Genomic DNA, 25,628 nt, shown 5'->3' on the forward strand with positions numbered 1-25,628 from the left:
TCGGGATGGCGCATGTTCCCCGCAAAGCCGTTGCGGAACACGTCTGGAACATCACGTTGCCGAAGAGCGCACGCACGAGACGAATTCTGGACTTTCGTTGGACGGTGCGGCCATAAAGCGGCTTTGGCGATGGCGCAATGTCGAAACGTTCTTCGTTCTTCCACTTTCCTGTGAACTAATCACCTCTGCGGAAACTCAATTCAGTAAGCCTCAATGACGGAGGGGTGTTTTCTGTTTACAAACGACAGTTGACTCTGATCGGTTGGCCCGACAAGAGCGTGTGGTTATTCTGGACGGCGAGGGACAACGTGGCTGAAAATACTGATCAAGAAGAAGCAGAAGCTGTGCCGGCCGATCCGATCGACGAAATCGAACGCCAGGAAGATGTCGAGCGTGAGACTGACGATACGAACGAGTCTCCACCCAGCGATATCGTCGCCTACAATGAGCTACGGTCGGGCGCTGACCTTCTTAGAATGCATCTAGAGGGTGACCTAATCATCCAGCCCGATTTCCAGAGGGACGTGGTCTGGAATTCGACAGATCAAACAAGGTTTATCGATTCACTCATCAAGCAGCTTCCCATACCGAGCATGTGTTTCGCCTATGATGCCAAGCGGAATTCGTGGCTAGTAATTGATGGGCTGCAGAGAATTTCGACAATTGTTCGCTTTCTGAATGGTGAGGACTGGAAACTTTCAAAGCTTCCAGACATCGACGAGGTTCTGCGTAACAAGTCGGCGGCGACCTTCAAGACTGCAAAACCTGGGAGCGATCTCCGAAAAATTTTCTCGAAGGTTCAAAATCAAACGATTCCAATTAATGTGTTGAGATGCGATTTTTCGAAACGCAGTCACAACGAATATCTCTTCACGATCTTCCATCGCCTGAATTCTGGCGGACTGAAGCTAAACAACCAAGAGATTAGAAATTGCATATATTCAGGCACGTTCAATAAAGCTCTGAAGGCATGGGATGACGATCCCAACTGGCGAGCCATCAATAATATGCAGCCAGGGGAAAAGTATCGTTTCGCAAAGCAAGAGGCAATACTCAGGTTTTTTGCATTCTATCATAACAAAGACAAGTACAAGGGTTCGGTCGCCAAGTTTTTGAATGACTACATGTCGGATCGTCGCGAGGCAGACGAGAAGATCATTAAAGAGCATGCCGACCTATTTACCCGGGTTGCCAAAGTTCTTGCTGAAAAAGTCATTACTGATCGGCCGGCTCCGCGCATGCCAGGAACCGTCCTGGAAGCGGTGATGATTGGCGTTGCCTCAAACCTCGCCCATCTGGAGGCATCTTCTCCCGTCCATGCCCGAGCGCTGCTCGCGAAGTTCCGCGCTGACAAGAGCATCTCGGATTCCGAGCTCGCAGAGGGGCTTTCTAAGAAAGATAAGGTCGACGCACGCCTCACGGCAGCGGCCAACGTTTTTGCGGAATGACATGGTCGTCAAAAAACACATCGAGGAAAACCTCACACATCTGGATCAGGCTTACCGACGAGAGCCTGATCAAAAGAAGGCCACCTATTTCTCCAAGCTAGCGATACTTGAATTGTGCGGTTGGATCGAGCTCTCCATGGACGGCATCATCCTCAGGCATTGCGCAAGGAAGATCAGGTTACCTGCCAATACCAGGTTGATTGAAGACACCGTAAAACGGACGTATGGCTTCGACTACGAAAAGCATTTCCGAAAAATGTTGATCAACCTCGTTGGCGTCGTCGCTTGCGAGACTGTTGAAGCGTCCATAAATACCGCGGCTAAGGCAAGGCTCGAAGCTCAGCTGAGGACGTTGAAAACAGTCCGTGACGGACTTGCGCACACCTACCTCCAGGGTCCTGCACCGATAGTTGCGCTCGACGCTCCTTCGGCGACCAAGGCCCGATTGGGGGATATATATCACGGCCTAAAAGAGTTTCAGCGAGTTCTACGACAGCTCTAACGCCGGCCATTCTAATTATAAAGGCCGGCGGCACGGGGACGCCGGCTCCGGCAATGAATGCAATTTCGGTGTCAGTCGGCCCCGCATCTCCCCTCGGGATCGCTATGCTGATGCTCCTGCGGCTGACATCACTCCCGAAATCACATGCGCGAATTCCCGCGGCGTCCCCTTCGGGGGCGCTATGCTCGCCGCTCCGATATGCTCAATGTTGGCAAAGGCGCGAAAACCGCGCAGGTTACATGGAATGGCTGTTTGGAGGTCCGAAGGCGTGGAACCGAGGCGCAGGGAAGGCCGTACAGCATGAATAAAGCATCACGATGATGTCTAATACCCCGAGACATGGCTCTCCTAAACAGCCGGCCACACGCGCAGAGGTAGCCTCGCGCCCTTCCAAGTCGATGCTCCAGGGCTTCGGGGCGAGCCACGTGTCTCGCCCCGATCCGCTGCGCGGACCGCCCCTCCCGCATAGACATGGAACCTTTGTCGCTCGGTGACGTCGAGCGGCGGGGCTTTCCTGACCTTCGGTCACCGCCATGCCATTTCTGGCAAGGCGGGGAGAAAGCCTATGCCCCGCCGCTCGACGTCAACCCCTGCGCACCCGAGCGCACCGCGGATGACCATTAGAACTTTAGGGATTCAATTAACCGCGCCTCCGGGACGTCGCAACTTTACCGCGTGCACCCCGATAAATCCCTGGGCTCCGCCTCACGCCGTGATAAAATAAACACGTCAAAACAGCGACAATGGGGTTTCGAATGCAGATCATCGTAACAACCTTTCCGGGTCTGACTTTTGACTTGCTGGTTGAAGAGGTTAATCACCGGGACCCAGCCGGCCGTTTACTTTGCTACTTGGCGTCGATCTATCGCCAGGAGAAAGGCACTGTGGCTCGCCATCTGATCCGCCGATCACGTTTACCCGGTTCAGCCGACGCCATGCGCCATGAGCTTCAGAGAGACGGTATCCAGGCATTCCGTCGCCTTGAGCCGCCCAACGCCTCGAAGGCTAAGAGCGACTACAACCATAAAGTAAATAAAGACCTCAGTAGCGGATAATTTAAGAACTCGACGCGCGCTTAATTGCCATGAGTTCTTCAATTATTTTTCTTTAAATTCAAGACCTTAAATGTTTGCAAGTTGCATACTCTCATATTATAAAGGGTACGCAGACAACAACCAAAAGGAGAGTTTAGTGAATATAAGTTTCAGTCCCTGGACGGCCGAACCGGATGTTTTTGGCGAAGCAGCATCAATGTGGACAAACGAACGATTTCTCGACCTCACGATGACGCCGACCAAAAGAAGGCGCGCGGTTTGGGACGTCCTCGACGGCGGTGAAAAGATTGCGGAAGGCGAGGCTGATAGCCCCGAGGCCGCGAAGGCCGAAGCCGTCGTTGCAGCCCGACGAGGGCTGTTCACAATTGTAAAATGATACCTCACGGCGTGAGGTTCGGAAGGACAACGTGTAAATGAGTGAAGCGATTTCAAAATCCAAGGTGAACTGGACTGGGGCTGTCATGTGGTTGATGTTAGTCCCCGCACCGTTCCTATTCTTCATTCTCGTGAACGTGGTGGCGAACAAGGCCCCCGGAATGGCGGCCGCCTATTCGCTGGTTCCGTATGCGACCCTCGTTCTGGCGGCCGGCTTCGGGATCAAGGGTAGGTCCCGTTGGCGCTCGTGGCGGGGCGTCGTTGGCCTGCCATTCGCCGTTCTCGGCGGTTGCGGCCTCGCCGCGATCTTGGCGAATGGGATCATGTACGGACTATAATCTCGGCGCAGCTTGCTCTCTCCATCATCATAGCTCCCGGCGCGTGGAGCCGAACCAGTGATTGCCCGTCACCATGCAATGGACGTGAGAAGCAAACCCGCCAAGGGTGGCTTGGTCGATTCAGGGCCTTGATCAACAACAAATAGCTCACGCCGTGAGATTTCCATTGCCGCCAATCTCACGGCGTGAGATTATCAGATACGGTTTACAAACTGGGAGACGAGAGATGACGGAATATCCACACAACCTACCCGTCGCCCACAAGAACAGGATCATCAAGGCCCTGAGAGATTATCTGGGCTATCACTATGCGAAGATCGATATCCCATCGGAGTTCGATCAGTCCCCCGCCTTCAAGTTCGACTATATCGCCGGCGAAAAGGTTGATTACGGTGATCCAGACCTTAGGCGCATCCGCGACCTGCTTCTGGATGCCGGGTTTTACTACCTGCAGGATATTGTTGACAGACGTCTCTCGGTCATCAGCGGACCATTATTCCGCCGTGAGCTTTGCCGCATCACGATGGATGCACTGGAGCGGTTTGGTTCTCCAATTCTTACTTCGGAGGACGTTCCCAGTGAACCAGCACACGAGGTTACAGAGCATATCCAGTCGCAGGTTTCGGAAGACAAGAAGGTCCGTCAGGCCGGCTACGCCGCCAAACACCGCGAGAAGGCCAAGGCGGTCGGTCGCCCGGATGCTCGTGCCGTACAGGCGGCGGTATTCGACGCGTTGAGTCACCAATTGTGGATAGCGCGGCGAAATAATCGATCCGGTGAAGTGCTGACAATGCAGGGTATCCTCATGGCAGCGGCGGTCGCGTTATATAAGGACTACGACAAGAAACAGGTACTCGAAAAGATCGTGAGCATGCGCGGTGATAATCCCTTCCCGTCGCCAAGCGAGCCATGAAATCTAACCCCTACGGCGGCGCAGGCCAAACTCGCCGACGTCATTCGAACAATCTGTAGGGCTTATTGACCATTTCCTCACACTCCCGATGCTAAGACAATCATGGGCAATGCTACGCGCACCAGCGCCCAGACGCGGGCAGGCGAGCGTAGAATTCGACTGAAAGATTGAATAGACCTTATTGAGAGAACTCTTAATGCCTGATGTAATTACCGATGCTGCTCACCCTGGCTGGACGCTTGCCTTCGGGCTCGTCTTCCTTCTTCTCGGCGCTGCTTGCCTTCTGATCAAGTTTGGGCCGAAGTGGAAACAGTGGGGTACTGATTGGTCGAAGCCGATTAAGGCCTTCGGCGTCGTCGCCGCCCTTCTTGGAGCGGCCAACACTTACCTGGGAATCAAGTGGCTATTGGCGGCATCGGGGGCGGCATGAGGGGCTGAGCGTAAAAGCACGAAACCGCTTGTCGGGAGGAGTTCGGCAAAGGGTTTTCGGGATGTGTTTTCGTGATCGGTCTCAATCTCAATTGACGATGACTTTGTGCCAATAGACACGTGGGGCATCCTCAATGCCCCACTCATGGCTGTTGTAATCCTCCCAGCACCCGTAAAACTTCACGGCGACGTCGTAAGAGCCGCGACTGAGATTGCCGCGCAGTGTTATCCCGCGATAAAAAGCAGGATCATCAATAAAGTGTTCGGACCAAAAGCCATGGCCGGCCGGGTATTCAAGTTCCCAACGCCCTTTTCCCCTGCAAGATATATACCATGGCGGTGGCTCACCGCCGCCGCCGGAGAAGTGGACACGGATTCCATGAGCAGCCTGCGCGGCTGGAAACCTGAAGGTTTCGGCCGATGCGCTCCCGGGGATCAATGCCGCCAGCGCGGCGGCGGCGATGATGGTTTTCATTTCCCGTCCTCCCTAAGTGTCTCGATATTTGACGCGATACGGTCGGGCAGGGACCATATGAAGCCGAGGAAAACACAGGTGATCCAAAAGGGGATTACAAATGCGACCAGGTAACACAATCCCAAGACGGGTCACATTTCCACTTGCTCGACGTTCATTCGCTGCGCCTCCACGAGCCTTCATCTATGCTGCCTGTCGGCTTTGCCTTGGACAAGGCCTGCGTCGGCAAAGCGCCGGGGGTGGACCGATTGCCTAGGGCAGTCGCACCCATCACCGCCGCCGCCGTGTGGTCGGCCTCTCCCATGCTTCCAGCGCCTTGGATTTCGAGCCAGGCCATCACGCGATCCGGAAGCCCTGCAATCATCCCGAAACCTCGGGTGTGCACCATCCATTCAACATACGTCTTCAAGGCATAGCTGACGATGATCGTAGACAGACCCGCCACATAGCCGCCCGTTTGCGCGTAGAACGCCATCGGCCAAATAGCGTCAAGCGTATTCACGGCGAGCGGGAAGAACAGGAAGCCAGCGCCGAGCGATAGGACGGCCAGCGCCGGACGCAACGCAATGTTGATGAGCAACCTCAAGCCCATCCGTTGAGCAGAGCCGATGAAATCTTCGTTGTCGGCCTTCATGAAGGTCAGAGCCCAGATCGGCCCCGCGATCATCGCTTCGGCGATCGCGACGACGAACAAACATCCGGCCATGTACGTGTAGATGGTGGGCAAGCTTGGAATGATGTCGGTCCACATCGAGCCGATTAGCCACATCGCTCCGATCGCCACTGAAGCCCAACTGAGCAACCACTTTGCGGCCTCGCTAGCGCCGAGTTTTTCGGCAAACCAGTTGGACGAACCAACCATTACGACACCCCCGAGGACGACAGCGCTTTCGGCTGTCGTCTTCCACACTTGGCCCCCGGCAATCCGTCGCGCCATAGGGTCATCTTGGGGATCGACCGTAGCGAACCACACGCCAATATCTCTCGCTGACGGACCGAGAACCTTTGTCAAAAAGTCGGCCCTATCGTCACCGGCAGAGGTGAAGTCGTTTGCCGAAATCTGCACCCGCGCAACTTCACCGCTCACCTGGTAGCGCAGCGCCTCGAAGCCCTTGGCGATCTGCTGACCGAAGTCGGAATCGAGGCGCGGCGTCTGCCGTTCGGGCTTCTCGTTTGCCATGCGCGTTCCGAGCATGGAAATGTCCGACAGGCCCCGCCAGTACATCCCCATAGACATCCAGCCTTGCTGTCTGGCGTTCGCTACGAGCTTGGCGCGGCTCTCCGTTTCCAGGGTCGCCGCTTCCGCTTTCGCGGCCTCGGCAATCCTCTTGTCGAAGGCTTCACCCGCTGCGCGGAGGTCGGCCACGATCGAGACGGGCAGGGAGCCGTTGGCGATCGCTCTCACATAGGCGTCAGACGAATTGACGCCCGTGTTCTCGGTGACGGCATCGGCATATTTCGCCGCGGCCGTCCTCATGCCAATGACAAGGGTTTCCACGGCTTTACGGCGGGCCTCGGAGAAGTTCGGGCGGTCATCAAGCATGGTGTACGAGATGGAGCCACATGTCGGCCCATAACTCCACCAGACGCGATCGCCGGACACTTCGCCTGCAGGTGCTGCTTGCCGGGTTTTCCAGCCCCAAAGGTCGCCACTCTTGTTGTAGATGGCCGCGCATATCTCGTGCTCGAGGATTGACATCACGACGCCGGAACCGCCTGTAGAGGCGGGCAGGATCGGCACGGACTTTCCCGCGACCGCATCGACGTCGGCAAGCCACATATGATCGGCAGCGTTCACGGCGGGTAGGGCGATGAAGTATTTGATGCCGTAATGAATGCTGGAAAATTGACCACCGACAGGCACGATGAGGCCGAAACCGAGAATGATACGGAGAGGCGTCCAAATCTGGTGAAACCGCTCGCCTAGCACTTTGCCAGTGTACGCACTGGCGACAATCCCCGTCACGGTCGTATAGGCGAGATAGAAGCTTCCGAACGTGGCTAAGATCGCAGTGAAAACTGCAAAAGTCTGTCCCCAGGCGGTGGAAGTGTCAGACGGCAAGATTGCATCGACCCACTTCCAAGCGATGTTGACAATCTCGCCGTTTATTTTCGGAGGTTCCGCAAACAGGTCTATCATAGCTTCGGCCCTCCCGGAGGCGTGAAATCGTTCTTCTCTTCCTTGGTGTTCCTTGTGGGCTTCCCCCAGCCCATGGCCGCGATCTCCGCAGCGGTCAAAATGACCTCTTCGGCGGTGTCCTCAGTTTCGACCGGCGCACCGGATTTCGCCTTCTGGCCTCCTCCGGAGCCGCCTTCAGCAGTGCCGCCCTGGTCTTCGTCTTGGTCGGGACGTAGGCCGGCCGCGGCCGCTGCCTGTTTACGAGCAAGCTCCCATTCGGCCCGTTGCTCTTCCTCGGCCTTTCGCACGGCGATCAAGCCGATAGCAGCCATATCCTTCAGAGCTCTAAGTATGTGCTCATAGCGCGGCACCCGCGCCGACGCCTGGACGCCCGCCAGGTCCATCGCCTGTGCCTGGATCATCCAGCGATCCCGAACGGTACGCCATGCGGCGGGACCGCCATCCGCCATGGTGTCGAGGTAGGAGAGCAATCCGGGGGAGTGCTCCGTGAGCCATTCCCGCCGACTGTTCGACGGCGCGCGCTGGTGAAGCTGACAGTCCCTTACGATCGCTATGGCAGCGGCGAGCTCGATCGACAGTTCGGGCCACATGCCCGCCCGTATCTCCTCTGCCCGCCTCCGAAGCGGTTCCGGCATCGGCTCAGCAGTCTTGAGGTCTGCGCCCGTCAACGCCTCGGCCAACGCGCGCAACACTACCGGGACCTCTAAGTCATCCGCCGGCCACGGCGGTAGTTCGGAGAAATCGATATCAAGGCCATGGAGAGGCGTTGCAACCGCGTCGGCGGGCTTAGTGTCGTCGATCAGTCTTGTTGTCGCAATCATTTCGGTTTGTAACCCCTTATGTTGATTTTCGTTGGTTCCGGCTCGTACCGAGCGCGCAACGACTGAACCTCTTGCCAAGCAAGGTTGCGTTGCGCGGCGAGCGCGCGCACCGAGGAAGCCGACGCCTCCGCTAACCTCTCCGCTTCGCGACGGCGTTCCCGTTCGGCCTTGACGTCGCCGCGGACGGCATCCAGCAACCGCTGAGCCTGTTCGAGCCGCGCCGAGAACTCGACCGCCACCGCTTCACGGACCTTGGAAATCCGAAGTCCGTCGAAAAGGGCTCGTAGACGTCCGCCTATCCCTTTCAAGCGATCGGCCGACCTCTGAGCCTCTTCCGCCGCCAAACGTGCCTTGAGGGCTTCGGCAGACGCTTTCTCCGCCCTTTCCCGTTCACGTCGGGCAAGCTCAGCCGCGCGATCGGCGGATGCCTTCGCTTTAGCGGCTCTCGCGATCTCGGCTTCGGCCGATGCTTTCGACTGGGCGACGAATTCTTGTCCCTGCGCCTGGACGGCCCGCGCCCGTTCGACGGTCGCCTGCAGCGCCGTCGCCTGGACTTTCTCGGCCTGCCATTCTGCCCGCGTCAGACGCCTTTTCGCCGGCCCCAATCTGGACAGGCCGCAGGGCACCGCGACGGCCTGGTGATAGCCATCCTGCCACTTCCGCATCGCGGCTTTGTACGCATGGTCAGATCGTTTTATGACCGACTTCTGATCCTCTCCCGATCGAGGGCCGGCGGAGAGCACCGCCGACTTAGCGACTTGCCCCGGATGCAGGAGCGAGGCTTTCATTGCTCGATCGGGCGGCAAGGCATAAGCATGGAGATGATAGTGGGCCTCGTCGTCGTGCCTGACCACCGAGGCGAGCGAATCTCCGAACTGTTCTTTCAGCCATTGAACGTTCAGGACTTCCCATCTCTCGGCCTCGCTGCGCTTCGCGGGATCGGCCTTCACCTCCTCGACGGTGTAAGGGTGGCTCATAACGACGGTGACAAGCGTGTGCTGATGCCTCTGAATAGACCGCTCTTTCCCACCCTGTGGTGTAGTCCGCGCCGTCGCCGCCTGCGCATCATGCAAGCGCTCGACCTCTTCCAATGGCACGCCGTAGATAACTATAGGGGGCAGTGGGTCGTGGACATGCAGCGACACATCAGGGCGGCGTGCCGCCTCTCCGAAAACGAAAGAGGTGGACCGACCTTTTTTATCCGCTTTTCTGCTGAAATTCTCCATATGAACAAACTGGATCGCCACGGCAGCACCTCACTGCGACGACCGCGGAAGGCCGAATTCCGCCCATTCGCATATACGCTGCACCGTGATTGCGCGGCGGCGATCACGTTCGGCCTGGAGACGGTCGAGAACGTTCTGCGCATACGTCAGTTGCTCATCAATGCGGGGGTCATCGTCCCTGAAACCAAACTGAGTTTCAGAAGCAGAATAACCGCTGAAATCAAACTCGGTCGATGCGAAAGAGGCCCCGCGCTGACGGGACCTCCCCGCAAGCGTCAAAATGGCCCCCGTCAGAGCCTCTATGACAAGCTCCAATTCACCATCCGTAAATTCCCGATCACTCATGCGCTGCACCCCTGTTAACAAGAGAATCGTGTGCGCCGGCGGAAAGCGAAGCAAGATATTAGTGACCGACTAATGTCTCTCCCTGCGGTCGAGACGTCGGCTCTCCGAGGGGTCTTTCAGACAGACCCTCTGGGGCCTGGCTGGGGCCTTGTCGTCGTCCAGGTGGACGACGAGGCAACACGTACTTTCGCGTGTTGCCTCTCGGTGACTTCGCCTCCTTCTCGGGAGGCTCAGGCCGCTGGCCTCAGGCGGCAGCCTTGACCAGCTCCGCAGGCTCAAGCCGGCGCGCCGCGGGGAACACGGCAGCGGCCTCTTCGATCACCCGACCGATGCGATCCCGCGAGCCGTGGCTATCGGCGGAACGCCGGAGGCGGTCGATCGCATACGCGCGCGCGAACGCCGTGTCCCTGTCAGCCCGCGTCGCTTCACGCTGCCGCTGCATCGCGGTCGCCTTCCGCTCCTGTTCGGCCTTCCAGACGGCGGCGCGCTCCGCTCGGAGCCGCTGGTATTCGGCCTCCAGCGGCTCGGCGTCTCGCTCCGTAGAATCCACGGCTGCGTCGAATCCTTCTTGGCCCCCATACTCGACGCGGCTCAGGAATGTGGCTGCAAGCCCGTGCCTCATCCATACCCGCCACGTTGGTGCTTCGACGCGACCGACTACCTCGTCGGCCTCGTGCAAATCCTGCTCGCCGGCCTCGTCGTCCTTCGTGACATCGATCCCGAGCTTGCGGGCGAGCGCTGGGGATACGACGCACGAGCGCGTGCCGGGCATGATTTCCATGTATTCCCGCCAGCGCCCGAACATCGCCGCATCACCGTCCGCCGCAGCAGCGGCGATGTCCCACGGCGTCAACGAAGCTTCAGCCTTTGTTCTGTCCTTATACCCGCCGGAGATTTCCCAGGCCATGGACCCTTTGGCGGTGTAGTTGCTCGCGTCCTTGGCGTCGATGGCAATCCGGACGTGCCAGCCATGGCGGTCGGATACTTTGCCGCCCACTGCGCGGACCTTCGCTGTGTACGTGTTCGCTAACCACGCCCCAGCGGCTTCCGCACGCTCGTATGCGTCATCATCAGGACCGTCCACCAGAACCGACAGATGCTGGTGATAGTGCCAGCCGTTTTCGATGCTGTACGTTGTTTCCTGACCCACGACGACACCGAGAATACCGTATTCCGCGACGGCATCCGTCCATGCGCGGCCCTTCCGGGCGGCACTGGATGCGCCCTGCACCAAGGCCTTGATCTCCGCGAGCGACGTTCGAAGGGAATGCGAAGCCGTGAGGACGACGAGCGCGGCGCGTCCTCCGCGCTGGAACGTGGCATTCGCGGCAGCCTGGACGCGCTCCGCGCGGTCATGCGCCTTCTTCACGGCGCAGACGGGGCAGAGCCAGGGCGAGCCGCAACGGTAGATGCCCGACACGCCTGCGCGTATCTCGCCTGTTTCCTGAGACGTGCGGAGATGAATGTTGACGTTGGTCGCATTATGTCCGGGCATGCCGCATCCAACGACGGCAGGACCGCGAGCGCCTTCCTCGGCGGGACGGCAGAGCCTTTGAATTCGGGATAGAAGACTCCAACGCTTGACCGTCGATGACCCAGAGGGAGTCTGTATCTGGATGTCCTGGCAGGGGAGCGTAGAAGCTCCGTTTCCACGGGGTGGAACCGTAGCTCCTCCACTCCCGAGGGCGGCGGCTTCGCCTGCCGCCTTGGGAGCCGTCGTTTTGACGGCAGCGCGAACATGCACCTCTGCGTCTTCGTAGGGATCGAGCGCAAAGCCCTTGTCGGCGAAGAGCTTGTCAACAAATTTGAGGCGGAGGGTTGGGGGTGACTTCGGCTTGGCTGGGGTATGTCCCAGCCCCGCGCTCACTCAGCCGTCAACGGCGGCTTTACAACAATTTCAAGATCGTTCATCATTATTGAACATTCCCAAGAAAAACCGCTGGAGGGTTGCGAGCCCGTCGATGGCGGTTTTTTCATGGTCGATCGATACCGCGTATCGGTCAAGCGCCGTTCAGGATTCTCCAAGAATACGGCGTGTCAGTCGATATGGCCGGCGTTTCGGAGAAGGGTAATGTCCGCCGTTGTTTTAGGTTGGAATGAAATGAATTCGTCGGCGGTGACGGGGCCGAGCCCGAGTTGGTCTATTAAGGCGCGGTCGCGCTGTCCCCATAGCAAGGCGATGCCTCTCGGCGCGAGGATGTCTCTCGCGCCACCATTTCGGCGAATGCGCTTCATATAATCATGTTGTTGGGCGAGGGCGCTAACCTGCTGCCGAGATATCGGTCGCTCCTGAACCTTCTCGAACAGGGCCGCGATGCGGCTGGTGCCACCCCGGGCTGACATGATCTCGTTGCGGTCGGCAACCGATAGAACTTCCCAGAAGTTGGGCGGATAGGGATGCTGGCGCAGTATCCACCAGATATTCACGTGCTGGGCGGCCAGGAGTTGGCCCTTACCGTCCTGATTGGTGCTGAGACGAAGATATTCTGGCCTGCAGACCACGACGCCGACGTCGCAGAGCGCCGTCTTTTCCGACGACCTGACGAGAAGAGCCGGCCTGTTCAGCACTTCCCTCGGGAGCATCCAGTCACGTCCGGTTGTGTTCTTGATATCGATCTCGGTGCCGTCGACCAGCATGTCGAGGACGGTACCCTTGGGAACGCCGAGATAGTTCCTTATCAGGATTTCGACCTTCGTCCCGACGTAGGTCTTTTCGGTTTTTTCAGTTTCACCGAGCGTGAAGCGGCTTGTGCGGGGAGCATCGATGACTTCGTCAAACGCCTGACGGATAAGGACGGGGACATCCACAGCGAATTTGCCGTATCCGCCGGCATGGCGAAGGAGTGCCGCAACCACCCTCGAAACGAGCGGATAGTCCAGATGTGACGAATCGAGGGGAGCCTGTGACATGCCGACGATGATCGCCGGACATGGTTAGCGGATCGTTAAGCTCTCAACCTGCGAGTGCAGAAACGGGACGACTAGCCCGTGTCTCCATGGCTTCCCGAATTTTTGAGGCCACGGCTTTGGCTACAGGAGGCGGGAACGCGTTTCCGACCTGGCGGTAAGCCGCAGTTTTCCGACCGTGAAACTGCCACTGGTCGTCGAAGCCCTGAATGCGTGCGGCCATGCGAACAGTCAAACGGGGCATGCCAACGAAGTCGCGGTCGGGGGCCTCTTCGGCGATGGACTTACCGTTCACGCCGAGCGTCGCCCATGCCATACGGGCGCGCGTCGGGCCAAGGTCGGGGCCACCATGTTTCTTCGAGCCGCCAACAAGCGTCGGCGCGACGTCGTTGGCGCGCTTGGCCCAGGCCTTCGCTCCCTTCCAACCGTTCGCGGACATAAGATCGGCCAGCGTCTCGCCGACCGTCGGCGCGTCGAAAGGCGACGGGGAGGGCCACTCGAAGTGGTCCTTGATGTCGTCGCGGAGCGCCACGATCAGGACGCGCGGCCGCAGTTGCGGCACGCCGTAGTCCGAAGCGTTGAACAGACGCCAATGGGCGTCGTAGCCGAGCTTCTTGAGTTCGCCCTTAATGAAGCCTCGATAGTCCTCGAAGATGGCACTCAGGAAACCGCGGACGTTCTCGATCATAACAGCCTTGGGACGGGTCTCGTCCACGAGACGGATCGCGGCAGGAAACAGATTACGCTCATCCTTATCGCCGAGCTGCTTGCCGGCGACGGAGAACGGCGGGCATGGCAAACCGCCCGCGAGGAGGTCGATGCCCTTGTACCCAGTGCCGTCGAACAGAGACAGGTCTTCCTCGTGAACCGTCCACTGCTTGCGATTCAGGCGAAGCGTCTCGCAGCAGTCACGGTCGATCTCGACAACGCCGGCATGGTCGAAGCCAGCGAGCTCAAGACCACGTGCTTGACCGCCGGCCCCGGCACACATCTCAAGGGAAGTTAAAGACATAGGGGCCTCCATGCGAGAACAAAACAAGAACAAGCCCGCCTTAGCACGCTGCTCGATTCAGCGCAACGGTTCATCCGTCAAGCTACACCTACAAGGTTTCCCCAAGCTTAACCGGGTGAACGGAGCGAGAACCCACAGGATTACTTTCCGCCAAGGAAGTCGCCGATGCGCGCACGGACCGCGTTCATGTCCCGGAGTTGGCATTCCCAAATGACGAGGACTTGCCAGCCGTCCGCTTCGAGTAAAGCAAGATTTTTCCGGTCACGCTCCGCATTGCGATCCATCTTCGGCCCCCAATACCCCGTGTTCGACTTGGCCTCCGAACGGGCTTCCCAGCAAGTAGGGTCATATCGAAGATGGGCGTGCCAATAGCATCCACGGACTTCGATGATTTTCCGTCGGGGGCCGAAAGTGAGGTCGGGTTTACCCGGCAGGTCCTTCCGATGGAGACGGTAGCGGTAACCCAAGGCATGGACAAGACGCCGCACGACCAGCTCAGGCTTAGTGTCCTTGGAACGGATACGCGCCATGTTCCTGCTGCGCTGTGCCGTGACATCTGCCAATCCGATTCCCCCACCCCGTCCACAGGACGGTGCTGCGGCCCTCCCCCAGGGGAGGGCCTCACGCCCCCGCGGGGCGACTTGGTTTCACCGCCGTCGCGCGGGCGCTCGGGCGATGCCAGTCATCGCTCGGTGGGCAGCCATTCCGACTTGAGTCTGTCGTATTCGTCCAAGACTGTATCTGTCCATATCGTCATGGCCCTGCGCTTTAAATGGAGGTGCTGCGCGCCACCATAGGCGAGCCGCGTAATGCGGGCGACGCGCTGCTCGCGTGAGTCGTCGTTCTCAACGTCCAGATTGTCCGTGCGTCTCACTTCGTGAGCAAGGACCACTGAAGCTCCGCCCGGAATGCCGGCGTCGTCGAGAGCGCGGGTAATTGTCCGGCGGAGGTCGTGCGGGGTCCACCATTTGATGCCGTTGGCTGCCAAGAGATCGACCGCTGTCGCGCGCTTCTTCGTCAGGGTGTCGCGCGCGCCGAGGCGCTGGACAACGGCGAGGGTGGAGGATCGGTGGATGTGGATATCCTCTTCGCCACGTTCCGACGGGAGCAGCCACCTGCTGTCGGGCCTTTTCACCTGATCGAGTTTTGTCGCCATGTGCTGCGCCAGCCGTGGCGGGATCGGCAAGATATGGGCAATGCCGGCCTTCATGATGCCTTCGCCCCACGCGGCGAGATACCAGCCCTCATTATCGGGGTCGGGGATGTAGTCAGTCTTCTGGATCGCCAGCGCCGCGCCCTGGCGCTGGGCGGTCAAGCAGACCCAGTGAAACGCCGCGGCAACGCCGTCACGAATTCCATACTTGTGATCGTGTTTCGCCTGCATGCGCCCCGGCAGGCGTTTCATGGCGTAGACGTCCGCAAGAACGAGGGTCTTCGCCACGCCCTCCAAACCCGGGTTACGGGTGCGCGGTTTGACCGACTGCCCCACCGTCAGAAGTTTCCACCATGGTTCAACGCGGTCCAGTCCCGATTGTCCGCCATGAACGGACTGGCAATGGCCGAGAACAGTACTGACGTTCGAAACCACCTTCGCTGCGGGGGAAGGGGACTTGTGCTTCTTGAGCATGTCGTCACGAATTCGTTCAATGTCTGCCCGTTTGATATTGACGGCCGGCATCTCCAGAAGGTCAGCGAATTCGGGTTTGGCGAAGGTCGATTTCAAGGTTGTGACGGTCGTTTCCCGCCACGGTTTCGTTGCTGTGTGCGCCGTCTTGTCCTCGATAGTTCTTTCCATGCAGCGCTGCAGAGTCCAAGTTCCCGCCCTTGGGCGCATCTCACGGACGATATCGTCATGCGAAAGATCAAGCTTGTTCTCGACTGCATGGTGATACTGCCTCAGGAACTCCTCGGCGTATGTCTCGCCGCCAAAATCAATCTGCCGCTTCACCTTGTCGGCGAGCTCGCGTGCAGCTTTGATTGAGGGGATGTACCAGGCCTCCCCCTCGTGTCCCCAGCCGAGGGTTTTGTTGACGCCTTTATATCGTAGGAAGAACGAGACCTTCTCACCCTTCAAGCGTAGCGACAAACCAGTGCATTTCAGGTCAGTAATGTAATGGCTGCCCTTATGGCCTGGGCGCGCGGCCTTGAGGAAGTCGGTCAGCTGGGTTGGACGGAGATCGGCTTTATCGGATTTAGTGGTCATCGGAGTCTTTAATTTGTTTTCTGGAACACGTCTGGAACATTTGCCACCCCATAAGTGGAGTCTTTAATTAGGCACGAAGAGATGACAATGAGGTCTTTAATTCGATCGACAATCACCAAATACCGTTAAATGTCAATATTTTACGCGCAAAATTAAAGACATTGATCGTCATCGGAGTCTTGCATTAACGCTAGGCGTCAGGTTTGTGGCACCTGAGGTCGGAGGTTCGAGACCCCCCAACCGTACCATCTCCCCACGTCAACTCCCTATCAGACGAGTCGTTTTAGCTAATGTCATTTCGGCCGAATATGTCGGTATAGACGTTTAACGGTATCTGTAACGATCCTGCACCGATGTTGGAGTGGTTTGCCAAAAGCGCGATCTTTCACGTGTGGAATGGCATACGAAGCGTGCCCATGACCAATCCCATGGCGCGGCGCCCTGAAGAGCACCTACATTTTTTTGCCACAGAAAGTCGAACATTTGTCCGTATGCGCCATACTGCTGTGTGAGCTGCGTGTGCGGCACGCAGCAGCAGCAGCAAGGTCCGCAATGCGACAACTCGCCACTCGATACGGAACGATCCGCCCAGGCGCAGACATCGCTCGGCGGGCGCCAAAACATCCGGACCTTGCTTTCCCGATCTCACCGAGCGTGGAAACTTATTAAATTTCAGCAGATGGCTGTAACGCCAATTTAAGTGCCGTCATGCCAGCAATTGCGGAGGTTCGGACAGGCTGAGCACAGGATCCCTGGAATAGCTTCTAGCCTTTGATCGAGTTTGCGGACGAAGGGCTTCATAAGCGTTGGTTACTAAGATCAAAAACTTTCCTGAAGCGAAATAAAGCTTTTGGTTGAAATTTCCTCTGGTTTGGGGCAGAGGGAAACTGGCATTAGGCACGGCCGAACGGAATAGGCAAACGGATATTTTATGACGAATCTTATTACTTCGACAAAGGACGTCAGCTCGACTGGGGATGAGAAAGTTGACGGGCTCTTCAGTGGCACTGCCTGGGACGGAACGATAACCTATGCGTTTCCTACCACCTCGTCATCTTATGCCTATAGCGGCGAGAAAGACTATTCTTTCTCTTCAATTTCGACGCAGCAGCAGTCTTATGCTTTGTACTTTATGGAGCAGTCCTACGGGAGTGCGGCAAATGACGGCTTCTCCGTCGAGGGGTTTACGAACGCCAACTTTGAGGCCGGAAGCGCTGGCACCGCAACGGTGCGGTTCGCTCAATCGTGGCTACCTCCGACGGCATGGGCCTATACCCCAAATATCGGCGGCAGCGGTGGCGATGTCTGGTTCGGCACGGAATATGCTGGCACCGAAGATGATTATCGCTTGCCGAGGTTCGGCAACTACGCGGGCCATTCCTTGGCACACGAACTGGGTCACGCTCTCGGACTGAAACATGCTCAGGAAGGGTATAATCTCAATCCGACAGTCGTTCCGAGCGCCTACGACTCGCTCGAATATACGATCATGACCTACCGCACATATGTCGGAGACAATGGGAATGGGTACACGTATGAGCATGACGGCGCGCCGCAAACCTTCATGATGCTCGACATCGCCGCCCTGCAGGAAATGTATGGTGCGGACTATACGACGAACAGTGACAATACCGTCTACAAGTGGAATCCGAACCAGGGCATCACCTATGTCAACGGCGTTGCGGCCATCACACCCGCCGCCAACCGCATCTTCGCGACAATCTGGGACGGCGGCGGTATCGATACCTATGATTTGAGCGCTTATACCACCGCCCTCAAGATCGACCTGCGAGCAGGGGGTTACTCGGTCTTTTCCCAGGGCCAGTTGGCCGACCTGGGAGGAGGTCCGAATAATGGTTATGCCCGCGGCAACATTTTCAACGCCCTGCTTTATCAGGACAATGTTGCATCGTTGATCGAGAACGTTAAGGCCGGCTCCGGCAACGATACGGTTACGGGGAACGAAGCGGACAATACGCTCTGGGGCAACGCCGGAAATGATTCCCTGACCGGCGATTCCGGTAATGATACGCTCGACGGCGGGACCGGAATCGACAAGCTGTCGGGCGGGGTGGGCGACGACATCTACATCGTCGACAATGCCAGCGACACCGTGATTGAGAATGCCAATGAGGGGACGGATACGGTCCGGACGACGCTTTCTTATACACTCAGCGCTAACGTCGAAAACCTGACCTACACCGGCACCACCACGTTCATCGGTGAAGGCAATGCGGCGGCCAATGTGATCACCGGCGGGACGGGATCTGATTGGCTTGATGGGGAGGCCGGCGCCGACACGCTGATCGGTGGTGCGGGCGACGATACCTATGAGGTCGATAGTCTCGGCGACGTCGTGGTCGAGGCGGCCGACGGCGGCACTGACAAGATCCGGACCGATCTTGCTGCTTATTCGCTTGCGGACATCGCCAATGTCGAGAATCTATCCTTCGTAGGTAACGGCAATTTTACCGGTACCGGTAATAGCCTCGACAACATAATCACTGGTGGGTTAGGCGACGATACGTTCTCCGGTGGGGCAGGCAACGATACTCTGAATGGTAAGTGGGGAAATGACTCGCTTGCCGGTGGGACCGGCAACGATATTTATGTCGTGTACGATGCCGGCGACACTATCATTGAAAACGCCGACGAGGGCATCGACACGGTTCAGACGTATGCGGCGAGCTACACACTGAGCGCCAACGTCGAGAACCTCACTACCGTTAGCGGGACTGCATTTGCCGGCACTGGCAATACCCTCAACAACACGATCACCGGCGGCGCGGCCATCGATATTTTGTCGGGCGGTGCCGGTGATGATACCCTGAATGGCGGGGCTGGCGCCGACACGCTGATCGGCGGGACGGGCAACGACACTTACATCGTTGATAACACGTCCGACGTCGTCACCGAAAACGCTGATGAGGGCATCGATACGGTGCAAACGGCGCTGGCAAGCTATACTCTTGCCGCCAATGTCGACAATCTCACCTATAGCGGCACGGCAGCCTTTGCCGGGACAGGCAATGACCTTGCCAACACGATCCGGGGTGCGGCAGGTGCCGACACGCTGGACGGAAAGGCTGGAGCAGACATACTGATCGGCGGAGCGGGCGATGACACTTATGTTGTCGATAACCTTGCCGACCTCGTCACTGAAAGGCCGAATGAAGGAGCCGATCTGATCAAGACGGCGCTTTCACTCTATACGCTCGGCAACAATGTCGAGAACCTGCTCTATACGGGATCCGCCAGCTTCACCGGTACCGGCAATGCGCTCGTCAATACGATCACCGGCGGCGCCGGCAACGACACGCTGGACGGCGGCGCCGGTAATGACACGCTTGACGGCGGTGCCGGCAACGACATCTATGTGGTCGACAGTGCGGGCGACGTGATCAAGGAGGCGGTCAGTGCCGGCACCGACGAAATCCGCACGGCGCTTGCAGCCTACTCGATCGCCGCCTTGGTCAATGTCGAGAACCTGACCTACACGGGGTCCGCCAACTTCACCGGCACCGGCAATGCGCTTGATAACACGCTTTCCGGCGGCGCCGGCAACGACACGCTTGATGGCGGGGCCGGGGCCGACAGCTTGATCGGCGGTGAGGGCGACGACACCTATACCGTTGACAATGCCGGCGACCTCGTCACCGAAGCCGCCGATGCCGGAACCGACACGGTTCGCACGACCCTGGCGAGCTATACGCTTGTCAGCGATGTTGAGAACCTCACCTATACCGGCACGGCAGCCTTTACCGGCACCGGCAATGGCCTCGCCAACACGATCAAGGGCGCGGCAGGTGCCGACATCCTGGATGGGAAGGCCGGAGCAGACATACTGATCGGTGGTGCCGGCAACGACACCTATATTGTCGATGACGTTGGCGACGTGGTCACCGAAGGGCTGAATGCAGGAACCGATCTGATCAAGACGGCGCTTTCACTCTATACGCTCGGCAACAATGTCGAGAACCTGCTCTATACGGGATCCGCCAGCTTCACCGGTACCGGCAATGCGCTCGTCAATACGATCACCGGCGGCGCTTAACAACGACACGCTGGACGGCGGCGCCGGTAATGACACGCTTGACGGCGGTGCCGGCAACGACATCTATGTGGTCGACAGTGCGGGCGACGTGATCAAGGAGGCGGTCAGTGCCGGCACCGACGAAATCCGCACGGCGCTTGCAGCCTACTCGATCGCCGCCTTGGTCAATGTCGAGAACCTGACCTACACGGGGTCCGCCAGCTTCACCGGCACCGGCAATGCGCTTGATAACACGATCACCGGCGGCGCCGGCAACGACACGCTGAATGGCGGGGGCGGTGCGGACAGCTTGATCGGCGGTGAGGGCGGCGACATCTATATCGTCGACAATGCCGGCGACATCGTCACCGAAGCCGCCGATGCCGGAACCGATACGGTTCGCACGACCCTGGCGAGCTATACGCTTGGCAGCGATGTCGAGAACCTCACCTATATCGGCACGCTAGCCTTCGCCGGAACAGGCAATGATCTCGACAACGCGATCACGGGTGGCGCTGCAATCGATACGCTTTCCGGCGGTGTCGGCAACGATACGCTGAATGGCGGGGCCGGGGCAGACCGTTTGATCGGCGGGGCGGGTGGCGACATCTATATCGTCGACAATGCCGGCGACCTGGTCACCGAGGCGATCAATGAGGGGATCGACACGGTTCGAACGAACCTGAGTGCCTATACATTGGGTGCCAATGTCGAGAATCTCACCTATATCGGAACGGCAGCCTTTGTCGGAACAGGCAATCTGCTCGACAACATTATCATCGGTGGTGTTGCTGCCGACAAGCTCATGGGGGCTGGCGGCAACGACACTTTGATCGGCGGGTCTGGTGCCGACACGATGTTGGGTGGGATTGGCGACGACGTCTACGTCGTCGACATTGCGACGGACATCGTGATTGAGAACGCGAACGAGGGGACGGACACGGTCCGGACGGCGCTTGTCGGCTATACGCTCGGCAACAATGTCGAGAACCTGACCTATACGGGATCCGCCAACTTCACCGGCGCCGGCAATGCGCTTGATAACACGATCACCGGCGGCGCCGGCAACGACACGCTGAACGGCGCGGCAGGTGCGGACACCTTGATCGGCGGTGCGGGCAACGACACCTATATCGTCGACAATGCCGGCGACATCGTCACCGAAGCGGCCAATGAGGGGATCGACACGGTTCGCACGAACCTGGCGAGCTATACGCTTGCCGGCAATGTCGAGAACCTGAGCTTTGCCGGGATAGGAACTTTCGCTGGTACCGGCAACAATCTCGACAACACGATCACGGGTGGCGCTGCCACCGACACGCTTTCCGGCGGCGCCGGCAACGACACGCTTGATGGCGGGGCCGGGGCCGACAGCTTGATCGGCGGTGAGGGCGACGACACCTATACCGTTGACAATGCCGGCGACCTCGTCACCGAAGCCGCCGATGCCGGAACCGACACGGTTCGCACGACCCTGGCGAGCTATACGCTTGTCAGCGATGTTGAGAACCTCACCTATGCCGGCACGGCAGCCTTTACCGGCACCGGCAATGGCCTCGCCAACACGATCAAGGGCGCGGCAGGTGCCGACATCCTGGATGGGAAGGCCGGAGCAGACATACTGATCGGTGGTGCCGGCAACGACACCTATATTGTCGATGACGTTGGCGACGTGGTCACCGAAGGGCTGAATGCAGGAACCGATCTGATCAAGACGGCGCTTTCACTCTATACGCTCGGCAACAATGTCGAGAACCTGCTCTATACGGGATCCGCCAGCTTCACCGGTACCGGCAATGCGCTCGTCAATACGATCACCGGCGGCGCCGGCAACGACACGCTGGACGGCGGCGCCGGTAATGACACGCTTGACGGCGGTGCCGGCAACGACATCTATGTGGTCGACAGTGCGGGCGACGTGATCAAGGAGGCGGTCAGTGCCGGCACCGACGAAATCCGCACGGCGCTTGCAGCCTACTCGATCGCCGCCTTGGTCAATGTCGAGAACCTGACCTACACGGGGTCCGCCAGCTTCACCGGCACCGGCAATGCGCTTGATAACACGATCACCGGCGGCGCCGGCAACGACACGCTGAATGGCGGGGGCGGTGCGGACAGCTTGATCGGCGGTGAGGGCGGCGACATCTATATCGTCGACAATGCCGGCGACATCGTCACCGAAGCCGCCGATGCCGGAACCGATACGGTTCGCACGACCCTGGCGAGCTATACGCTTGGCAGCGATGTCGAGAACCTCACCTATATCGGCACGCTAGCCTTCGCCGGAACAGGCAATGATCTCGACAACGCGATCACGGGTGGCGCTGCAATCGATACGCTTTCCGGCGGTGTCGGCAACGATACGCTGAATGGCGGGGCCGGGGCAGACCGTTTGATCGGCGGGGCGGGTGGCGACATCTATATCGTCGACAATGCCGGCGACCTGGTCACCGAGGCGATCAATGAGGGGATCGACACGGTTCGAACGAACCTGAGTGCCTATACATTGGGTGCCAATGTCGAGAATCTCACCTATATCGGAACGGCAGCCTTTGTCGGAACAGGCAATCTGCTCGACAACATTATCATCGGTGGTGTTGCTGCCGACAAGCTCATGGGGGCTGGCGGCAACGACACTTTGATCGGCGGGTCTGGTGCCGACACGATGTTGGGTGGGATTGGCGACGACGTCTACGTCGTCGACATTGCGACGGACATCGTGATTGAGAACGCGAACGAGGGGACGGACACGGTCCGGACGGCGCTTGTCGGCTATACGCTCGGCAACAATGTCGAGAACCTGACCTATACGGGATCCGCCAACTTCACCGGCGCCGGCAATGCGCTCGCCAACACGATCACCGGCGGCGCCGGCAACGACATGCTGAATGGCGCGGCAGGTGCGGACACCTTGATCGGCGGTGCGGGCAACGACACCTATATCGTCGACAATGCCGGCGACATCGTCACCGAAGCGGCCAATGAGGGGATCGACACGGTTCGCACGAACCTGGCGAGCTATACGCTTGCCGGCAATGTCGAGAACCTGAGCTTTGCCGGGATAGGAACTTTCGCTGGTACCGGCAACAATCTCGACAACACGATCACGGGTGGCGCTGCCACCGACACGCTTTCCGGCGGCGCCGGCAACGACACGCTTGATGGCGGGGCCGGGGCCGACAGCTTGATCGGCGGTGAGGGCGACGACACCTATACCGTTGACAATGCCGGCGACCTCGTCACCGAAGCCGCCGATGCCGGAACCGACACGGTTCGCACGACCCTGGCGAGCTATACGCTTGTCAGCGATGTTGAGAACCTCACCTATACCGGCACGGCAGCCTTTACCGGCACCGGCAATGGCCTCGCCAACACGATCAAGGGCGCGGCAGGTGCCGACATCCTGGATGGGAAGGCCGGAGCAGACATACTGATCGGTGGTGCCGGCAACGACACCTATATTGTCGATGACGTTGGCGACGTGGTCACCGAAGGGCTGAATGCAGGAACCGATCTGATCAAGACGGCGCTTTCACTCTATACGCTCGGCAACAATGTCGAGAACCTGCTCTATACGGGATCCGCCAGCTTCACCGGTACCGGCAATGCGCTCGTCAATACGATCACCGGCGGCGCCGCAACGACGACACGCTGGACGGCGGCGCCGGTAATGACACGCTTGACGGCGGTGCCGGCAACGACATCTATGTGGTCGACAGTGCGGGCGACGTGATCAAGGAGGCGGTCAGTGCCGGCACCGACGAAATCCGCACGGCGCTTGCAGCCTACTCGATCGCCGCCTTGGTCAATGTCGAGAACCTGACCTACACGGGGTCCGCCAGCTTCACCGGCACCGGCAATGCGCTTGATAACACGATCACCGGCGGCGCTTAACAACGACACGCTGAATGGCGGGGGCGGTGCGGACAGCTTGATCGGCGGTGAGGGCGGCGACATCTATATCGTCGACAATGCCGGCGACATCGTCACCGAAGCCGCCGATGCCGGAACCGATACGGTTCGCACGACCCTGGCGAGCTATACGCTTGGCAGCGATGTCGAGAACCTCACCTATATCGGCACGCTAGCCTTCGCCGGAACAGGCAATGATCTCGACAACGCGATCACGGGTGGCGCTGCAATCGATACGCTTTCCGGCGGTGTCGGCAACGATACGCTGAATGGCGGGGCCGGGGCAGACCGTTTGATCGGCGGGGCGGGTGGCGACATCTATATCGTCGACAATGCCGGCGACCTGGTCACCGAGGCGATCAATGAGGGGATCGACACGGTTCGAACGAACCTGAGTGCCTATACATTGGGTGCCAATGTCGAGAATCTCACCTATATCGGAACGGCAGCCTTTGTCGGAACAGGCAATCTGCTCGACAACATTATCATCGGTGGTGTTGCTGCCGACAAGCTCATGGGGGCTGGCGGCAACGACACTTTGATCGGCGGGTCTGGTGCCGACACGATGTTGGGTGGGATTGGCGACGACGTCTACGTCGTCGACATTGCGACGGACATCGTGATTGAGAACGCGAACGAGGGGACGGACACGGTCCGGACGGCGCTTGTCGGCTATACGCTCGGCAACAATGTCGAGAACCTGACCTATACGGGATCCGCCAACTTCACCGGCGCCGGCAATGCGCTCGCCAACACGATCACCGGCGGCGCCGGCAACGACATGCTGAATGGCGCGGCAGGTGCGGACACCTTGATCGGCGGTGCGGGCAACGACACCTATATCGTCGACAATGCCGGCGACATCGTCACCGAAGCGGCCAATGAGGGAAGCGACACGGTTCGCACGAACCTGGCGAGCTATACGCTTGCCGGCAATGTCGAGAACCTCACCTTTATCGGAACTGGGGCGTTTGCCGGAACAGGGAACGTGCTGAACAACATTATCGTCGGCGGCAGTGGTTCTAATACGCTGACGGGTGGCGCCGGCAACGATATCCTCACTGGTGGAGCGGCAGCCGACATCTTCGTTTATTCGCCGAACTGGGGCCATGATACGATCACAAACTTCGTGGCAACCGGCTCCGCACATGACGTGATCTCGATCGATGACAGCATTTTCGCCGACTGGGAATCGCTTTTTGCGGCAATCGAGCAGTTCGGGAATGATACAATTATCACAGCCGATTCCGACAACACCATAACGTTAACGAATGTTGCTGTTTCAAGCCTGCAATCGTGGGACTTCTTGTTTGCGTGATCTTTTCTCGGACCTCGCGGCACCCTGTTTGGCGGGAAGGGGGCTAAACCCGTAGCGGTGTGAATCAAGTCCGCCGAGACGGCAGCGTTTGGACCCCTCAGTGTCGGACGAGAGCCAACAGGCAAATCAAAATGCTCTGCTGAGTTGGTGAGTTCCGCCGCGAGTTGCACGAGCTT

The 25,628-nt window shown here is 58.8% G+C and carries 21 protein-coding genes; 11 read left to right on the top strand and 10 right to left on the bottom strand.

Annotation, left to right across the window (positions count from 1 at the left end; translation table 11 throughout):
- The first annotated feature begins 308 nt into the window (after positions 1-308).
- The 7 genes from N1937_RS02030 to N1937_RS02060 all read left to right on the top strand — a co-directional run bounded on the left by N1937_RS02030 (position 309) and on the right by N1937_RS02060 (position 5,061).
- Positions 309-1,448: a DUF262 domain-containing protein gene (locus N1937_RS02030; protein ID WP_260057314.1), complete on the top strand. Its 1,140-nt coding sequence runs from the start codon at positions 309-311 to the stop codon at positions 1,446-1,448.
- Position 1,449: 1 nt separating this feature from the next.
- Positions 1,450-1,950, top strand: coding sequence for a hypothetical protein (locus tag N1937_RS02035; protein ID WP_260057315.1), 501 nt, complete (start codon positions 1,450-1,452; stop codon positions 1,948-1,950).
- A 755-nt stretch (positions 1,951-2,705) separates the two neighbouring features.
- Positions 2,706-3,005 carry a hypothetical protein gene (locus tag N1937_RS02040; RefSeq protein ID WP_260057316.1) on the top strand — a complete coding sequence of 100 codons (300 nt, stop codon included), beginning with the start codon at positions 2,706-2,708 and terminating at the stop codon, positions 3,003-3,005.
- A 136-nt stretch (positions 3,006-3,141) separates the two neighbouring features.
- On the top strand, positions 3,142-3,381 hold the full coding sequence (locus N1937_RS02045; RefSeq protein ID WP_260057317.1) for a hypothetical protein: 240 nt from the start codon (positions 3,142-3,144) through the stop codon (positions 3,379-3,381).
- 37 nt (positions 3,382-3,418) lie between these two features.
- Positions 3,419-3,718 carry a hypothetical protein gene (locus tag N1937_RS02050; RefSeq protein WP_260057318.1) on the top strand — a complete coding sequence of 100 codons (300 nt, stop codon included), beginning with the start codon at positions 3,419-3,421 and terminating at the stop codon, positions 3,716-3,718.
- Positions 3,719-3,944: 226 nt separating this feature from the next.
- On the top strand, positions 3,945-4,631 hold the full coding sequence (locus N1937_RS02055; protein ID WP_260057319.1) for a hypothetical protein: 687 nt from the start codon (positions 3,945-3,947) through the stop codon (positions 4,629-4,631).
- Between the two features lie 196 nt (positions 4,632-4,827).
- Positions 4,828-5,061 (top strand): hypothetical protein, encoded by a 234-nt coding sequence (locus tag N1937_RS02060; RefSeq protein WP_260057320.1) that lies wholly within the window; start codon positions 4,828-4,830, stop codon positions 5,059-5,061.
- Positions 5,062-5,148: 87 nt separating this feature from the next.
- Here N1937_RS02060 and N1937_RS02065 read toward each other — a convergent pair whose 3' ends face one another.
- The 10 genes from N1937_RS02065 to N1937_RS02110 form a co-directional block, all read right to left on the bottom strand.
- Positions 5,149-5,535: a hypothetical protein gene (locus N1937_RS02065; protein ID WP_260057321.1), complete on the bottom strand. Its 387-nt coding sequence runs from the start codon at positions 5,533-5,535 to the stop codon at positions 5,149-5,151.
- A gap of 154 nt (positions 5,536-5,689) precedes the next feature.
- Positions 5,690-7,675 (bottom strand): hypothetical protein, encoded by a 1,986-nt coding sequence (locus N1937_RS02070; RefSeq protein ID WP_260057322.1) that lies wholly within the window; start codon positions 7,673-7,675, stop codon positions 5,690-5,692.
- Positions 7,672-8,496, bottom strand: a complete 825-nt coding sequence (locus tag N1937_RS02075) for a hypothetical protein (RefSeq protein WP_260057323.1) — start codon at positions 8,494-8,496, stop codon at positions 7,672-7,674. Before N1937_RS02075 ends, N1937_RS02070 begins: the two co-directional genes overlap by 4 nt.
- Positions 8,493-9,743 (bottom strand): plasmid recombination protein, encoded by a 1,251-nt coding sequence (locus tag N1937_RS02080; RefSeq protein ID WP_260057324.1) that lies wholly within the window; start codon positions 9,741-9,743, stop codon positions 8,493-8,495. The genes N1937_RS02075 and N1937_RS02080 overlap by 4 nt, the downstream gene beginning before the upstream one ends.
- Before the next feature lie 9 nt (positions 9,744-9,752).
- Positions 9,753-10,067: a hypothetical protein gene (locus N1937_RS02085; RefSeq protein ID WP_260057325.1), complete on the bottom strand. Its 315-nt coding sequence runs from the start codon at positions 10,065-10,067 to the stop codon at positions 9,753-9,755.
- A gap of 244 nt (positions 10,068-10,311) precedes the next feature.
- Complete coding sequence (locus N1937_RS02090) at positions 10,312-11,562, bottom strand: hypothetical protein (RefSeq protein WP_260057326.1); 1,251 nt, start codon at positions 11,560-11,562, stop codon at positions 10,312-10,314.
- Positions 11,563-12,104: 542 nt separating this feature from the next.
- On the bottom strand, positions 12,105-12,977 hold the full coding sequence (locus tag N1937_RS02095) for a NaeI family type II restriction endonuclease (RefSeq protein WP_260057327.1): 873 nt from the start codon (positions 12,975-12,977) through the stop codon (positions 12,105-12,107).
- A gap of 43 nt (positions 12,978-13,020) precedes the next feature.
- On the bottom strand, positions 13,021-13,986 hold the full coding sequence (locus N1937_RS02100) for a DNA cytosine methyltransferase (protein ID WP_260057328.1): 966 nt from the start codon (positions 13,984-13,986) through the stop codon (positions 13,021-13,023).
- Positions 13,987-14,126: 140 nt separating this feature from the next.
- Positions 14,127-14,549: a very short patch repair endonuclease gene (locus N1937_RS02105; protein WP_260057329.1), complete on the bottom strand. Its 423-nt coding sequence runs from the start codon at positions 14,547-14,549 to the stop codon at positions 14,127-14,129.
- Between the two features lie 119 nt (positions 14,550-14,668).
- On the bottom strand, positions 14,669-16,189 hold the full coding sequence (locus N1937_RS02110) for a hypothetical protein (RefSeq protein WP_260057330.1): 1,521 nt from the start codon (positions 16,187-16,189) through the stop codon (positions 14,669-14,671).
- Between the two features lie 931 nt (positions 16,190-17,120).
- Between N1937_RS02110 and N1937_RS02115 the strand changes: the two genes are divergently transcribed.
- The 4 genes from N1937_RS02115 to N1937_RS02130 are packed head-to-tail and all read left to right on the top strand — an operon-like array spanning position 17,121 to position 25,452.
- Entirely contained in the window at positions 17,121-20,243 is a 3,123-nt protein-coding gene (locus tag N1937_RS02115; RefSeq protein WP_260057331.1) for a M10 family metallopeptidase, read from the top strand.
- Complete coding sequence (locus N1937_RS02120) at positions 20,209-23,955, top strand: beta strand repeat-containing protein (protein WP_260057332.1); 3,747 nt, start codon at positions 20,209-20,211, stop codon at positions 23,953-23,955. The genes N1937_RS02115 and N1937_RS02120 overlap by 35 nt, the downstream gene beginning before the upstream one ends.
- Positions 23,874-24,116 (top strand): hypothetical protein, encoded by a 243-nt coding sequence (locus N1937_RS02125; protein WP_260059042.1) that lies wholly within the window; start codon positions 23,874-23,876, stop codon positions 24,114-24,116. The genes N1937_RS02120 and N1937_RS02125 overlap by 82 nt, the downstream gene beginning before the upstream one ends.
- Entirely contained in the window at positions 24,082-25,452 is a 1,371-nt protein-coding gene (locus tag N1937_RS02130; RefSeq protein ID WP_260057333.1) for a calcium-binding protein, read from the top strand. Before N1937_RS02125 ends, N1937_RS02130 begins: the two co-directional genes overlap by 35 nt.
- Positions 25,453-25,628: the final 176 nt, after the last annotated feature.

The sequence above is a fragment of the Rhizobium sp. WSM4643 genome (assembly GCF_025152745.1).
GTDB lineage: Bacteria > Pseudomonadota > Alphaproteobacteria > Rhizobiales > Rhizobiaceae > Rhizobium > Rhizobium leguminosarum_I.